4 protein-coding genes are annotated in these 4,508 nt (G+C 67.4%); 3 read left to right on the top strand and 1 reads right to left on the bottom strand.

Annotated features, from left to right (window positions below; genetic code table 11):
* The 3 genes from WA944_RS17605 to secA form a co-directional block, all read left to right on the top strand.
* Positions 1-432 (top strand): ComF family protein (locus WA944_RS17605; protein WP_526647190.1); only part of this gene is annotated, 432 nt, incomplete at its 5' end.
* 284 nt (positions 433-716) lie between these two features.
* Positions 717-1,403 (top strand): ribosome hibernation-promoting factor, HPF/YfiA family, encoded by a 687-nt coding sequence (gene hpf / locus WA944_RS17600; RefSeq protein WP_526373094.1) that lies wholly within the window; start codon positions 717-719, stop codon positions 1,401-1,403.
* Positions 1,404-1,544: 141 nt separating this feature from the next.
* Positions 1,545-4,361 carry a preprotein translocase subunit SecA gene (gene secA / locus WA944_RS17595; RefSeq protein ID WP_526647189.1) on the top strand — a complete coding sequence of 939 codons (2,817 nt, stop codon included), beginning with the start codon at positions 1,545-1,547 and terminating at the stop codon, positions 4,359-4,361.
* Positions 4,362-4,364: 3 nt separating this feature from the next.
* Here secA and WA944_RS17590 read toward each other — a convergent pair whose 3' ends face one another.
* Positions 4,365-4,466 (bottom strand): Rv3235 family protein, encoded by a 102-nt coding sequence (locus tag WA944_RS17590; RefSeq protein WP_526611175.1) that lies wholly within the window; start codon positions 4,464-4,466, stop codon positions 4,365-4,367.
* Positions 4,467-4,508: the final 42 nt, after the last annotated feature.

The raw sequence follows: 4,508 nt of genomic DNA, 5'->3' as shown, positions 1-4,508 counted from the left end.
GAGCGGGGCCGCGCCGACCTGCTCGCACCGCTGGCCCGGGCGTTGCACACCGCGCTGGATCACCTGCTGACGTGGGGGCTGCTCGACACCCCGCTGTCGGTGGTACCCGCACCCACTCGCCGCTCGGCGGCCAGACGTCGCGGTGGTGACCCCGTCACCCGCCTCGCCCACCGGGCCATCGAGGGCCACCACGGCCTGACCGTCGCCCCGGTGCTGCGGATGAGGGCCTTCACCCGCGACTCCGTCGGGCTCTCCAGCGCCGCCCGGCAACGCAACATCGCCGGGCGCATCCGCATCACCACGCCGGTGACGGGGCCCGTCGTGGTGGTCGACGACGTGGTGACCACCGGCGCCACCGCCGCCGAATCGGTCCGGGTCCTGCAAACGTGCGGCGCCGACGTCGTCGCCGTCCTCGCGCTGGCGCACGCCTGAGCATTGCCGTCAGATCAAGCGGACATGAAGAACTGAAAACACGTCTGCCGAATCAGTGGCACGACCAGGTGAACACGGACTACCGTCGGCACCAACCATCCGTGAACATCTCACGGCGGCGATTCACACAGGAGACGCCGGTATCGCGCCCAGCGGTAGGAGGTGAGTAGTCGACACCTTGCACCGGCGAGCGGCGCAACCAGGACAGCCTCGTCGGCGCGATTTCTTCGTATAGCCGGGCACGCGCAAGTGTGCACACGCGAAACAGAATCGAGTTGCCAAGTATGTCAAGTCATTCCATGGAATCAGACAGCACGATGGTGGTGGACCCGAGCACTGAGGGATCGGCCGAACCTACTCCGAACGCCGAGGTGGCGGTGACGGGCCGAAACGTCGAGGTCCCCGACCACTTCCGTAACTACGTCTCCGAGAAGCTGTCTCGCCTGGAACGCTTCGACCGCACCATCTACCTCTTCGACGTCGAGCTGTATCACGAGCGCAACCGCCGCCAGCGGAAGAACTGCCAGCACGTCGAGATCACCGCCAAGGGGCGTGGACCCGTCGTCCGTGGCGAAGCCTGCGCCGACAGCTTCTACGCCGCCCTCGAATCGGCGGCAGGCAAGCTCGAACGCCGGCTCCGCAAGAGCAAGGACCGCCGCAAGATCCACTACGGCGACAAGACGCCGGTGTCGCTGCACGAGGCCACCTCGCTGGACCACCTGGTCGACGGGTTCACCCCGCTGCAGGAGCCGGCCCAGAACAACAACGACGTCGCCGTCGACGACCACGAGCCCGGACGGATCGTCCGCACCAAGGAGCACCGCGCCATCCCGATGACCGTCGACGACGCCCTCTACGAGATGGAGCTCGTCGGCCACGACTTCTTCCTGTTCCACGACAAGGACAGCGACCGGCCGTGCGTGGTCTACCGGCGGCACGCCTACGACTACGGCCTCATCAAGCTGGCCTGATCAAGCTTGGCCTGATCAAGCTTGGCCTGACCCCGCGGGGCCGAAGGCGACGCGCCTGACACGCTCGACCAGCGATTTCGGTGCGTCACCTACGATGGTGTCCGTCTAAACGCGTGCCGCCATCAACAAAGAGGAAACAGCGTGCTGGGAAAGTTGCTCCGTCTCGGTGAAGGCCGCATGGTCAAGCGCCTCAAGGGGGTGGCTGACTACGTCAACACCCTGTCCGACGACATCGAGAAGCTGTCCGACGCGGAACTTCGCGCCAAGACCGACGAGTTCCGGGACCGCCTGGCCGGCGGCGAGGACCTCGACGACCTGATGCCGGAGGCGTTCGCCGTCGCCCGCGAGGCGGCGTGGCGGGTGCTCAACCAGCGGCACTTCGACGTCCAGGTGATGGGTGGCGCCGCGCTGCACTTCGGCAACGTCGCCGAGATGAAGACCGGTGAGGGCAAGACGCTGACCGCGGTGCTGCCCGCCTATCTCAATGCGCTGGCCGGCAAGGGCATGCACATCGTCACCGTCAACGACTACCTGGCCAAACGCGACGCCGAGCAGATGGGCCGCATCCACCGCTTCCTGGGCCTGGACGTCGGCGTGATCCTGTCGCAGATGACCCCCGAAGAGCGCCGGGCGGCCTACAACGCCGACATCACCTACGGCACCAACAACGAGTTCGGGTTCGACTACCTGCGCGACAACATGGCGTTGCGGTTGGAGGACTGCGTCCAGCGCGGGCACACCTTCGCGATCGTCGACGAGGTCGACTCGATCCTCATCGACGAGGCCCGCACCCCGCTGATCATCTCCGGCCCCGCCGACGGCGGTTCCAACTGGTACCCGGAGTTCGCCCGGCTGGCGCCGCTGATGGAAAAAGACACCCACTACGAGGTCGACATCAAGAAGCGGACCGTCGGCGTGCACGAGATCGGTGTCGAGTTCGTCGAGGACCAACTGGGTATCGAGAACCTCTACGAGGCCGCGAACTCGCCGCTGATCAGCTACTTGAACAACGCGCTCAAGGCCAAGGAGCTCTTCGAGCGCGACAAGCACTACATCGTGCGCAACGGTGAGGTGCTCATCGTCGACGACTTCACCGGCCGCGTGCTGATCGGGCGTCGCTACAACGAGGGCCTGCACCAGGCCATCGAGGCCAAAGAGCAGGTGGAGATCAAGGCGGAGAACCAGACGGTCGCCACCATCACCCTGCAGAACTACTTCCGCCTCTACGACAAGCTCGCCGGCATGACGGGCACCGCCGAGACCGAGGCGGCCGAGCTGCACGAGATCTACAAGCTCGGCGTGGTGACGATCCCGACGAACATGCCGATGATCCGCACCGACCAGTCCGACCTGATCTACAAGACCGAGGAGGCCAAGTTCATCGCGGTCGTCGACGACGTCGTCGAGCGCTATGAGAAGGGCCAGCCGGTGCTGATCGGCACCACCAGCGTGGAGCGTTCGGAGTTCCTGTCGCGCCAGTTCCAGAAGCGCCGGATCCCGCACAACGTCCTCAACGCGAAGTACCACGAGCAGGAAGCCGGCATCATCGCCGAGGCGGGCCGGCTGGGCGCCATCACCGTCGCCACCAACATGGCCGGCCGCGGCACCGACGTCATGCTCGGCGGCAACGTCGACTACCTGCTGGACAAGCGGCTGCGGCAGCGCGGTCTCGACCCCGTCGAGACCCCTGACGAATACGAGACCGCCTGGCACGAGGACCTCCCGCACGTCAAGGCGGAGGCCGCCGCCGAGGCCAAGGACGTCGTCGCCGCGGGTGGGCTCTACGTGCTCGGCACCGAGCGTCACGAGTCGCGCCGCATCGACAACCAGCTGCGTGGCCGCTCGGGCCGCCAGGGCGACCCTGGTGAGTCCCGCTTCTACCTGTCGCTGGCCGACGAGCTGATGCGACGGTTCAACGGCGCGACGCTGGAGACGCTGCTGACCCGGCTGAACCTGCCCGACGACGTGCCCATCGAGGCCAAGATGGTCTCGCGGGCCATCAAGAGCGCGCAGACCCAGGTCGAGCAGCAGAACTTCGACATCCGCAAGGAAGTCCTCAAGTACGACGAGGTGATGAACCAGCAGCGCAAGGTCATCTACGCCGAGCGCCGCCGCATCCTGGAAGGGGAGAACCTCGCCGAGCAGGCCCAGAACCTGCTCACCGACGTGGTCACCGCCTACGTCGACGGCGCCACCGCCGAGGGCTACTCCGAGGATTGGGACCTGGAGAAGCTCTGGGAGGGGCTGCGGGCCCTCTACCCGGTGGGTATCGACCACCACGACCTGATCGACTCCGACGCCGTCGGCGAGCCGGGCGAACTGACCCGCGAGGAGCTGCTCGACGCGCTGCTCAAGGATGCCGAACGGGCCTACGCCACGCGTGAGGCCGAGCTCGAGGAGATCGCCGGCGAGGGCGCGATGCGCCAGCTGGAACGCAACGTGCTGCTCAACGTCCTGGACCGCAAGTGGCGCGAACACCTCTACGAGATGGACTACCTGCGCGAAGGAATCGGGCTGCGCGGTCTGGCGCAGCAGCGTCCCGAGGTGGAGTACGCGCGCGAGGGCTACGACATGTTCGTCGGCATGCTCGAGGGCATGAAGGAGGAGTCGGTCGGCTTCCTGTTCAACGTGCAGGTCGAGGCCACGGCCGGTCCGTCGGTCTCGGCGCAGGCGGCCCCGCCCGGCCTCGCCGAGTTCGCGGCCGCGGCGGCCGCAGGACAGGGCGGTGTGGCCACCAAGCAGCGGCCGGCAGGTGCCGGCCTTCGCGCCAAGGGCATCGATGACAAGGCCCAACCGCTGACCTACTCCGGGCCGTCGGAGGACGGCTCGGTCGAGGTCAAACGCTCCGGCGGGGCGAAACCTCCAGGACCCTCCGGCAACGGCGGCGGCGGCAGCCGTCGCGAGCGTCGCGAAGCCGCCCGCCAGCGGGGCCGCCACGCCAAGGACAGCAAGCGCTGAGGCTCAGCCGATCTGCAGTGCGACCATGCGCCAGTGGTCGCGGTACCGCTCGATGCGGGCGGCCACGGCGTGCACCCGACCGCACCGGGTGAACGACGCGAACACCTCTGCCGCGCACACGTCGTCCGGCGTGCCGCCGTCGTCCAC

The organism is Mycobacterium sp. (genome assembly GCF_049683355.1).
Classification (GTDB): Bacteria; Actinomycetota; Actinomycetes; order Mycobacteriales; family Mycobacteriaceae; genus Mycobacterium.
The sequence above is the reverse complement of the archived record's forward strand: the minus strand, read 5'-3'. Positions and strand labels throughout refer to the sequence as shown.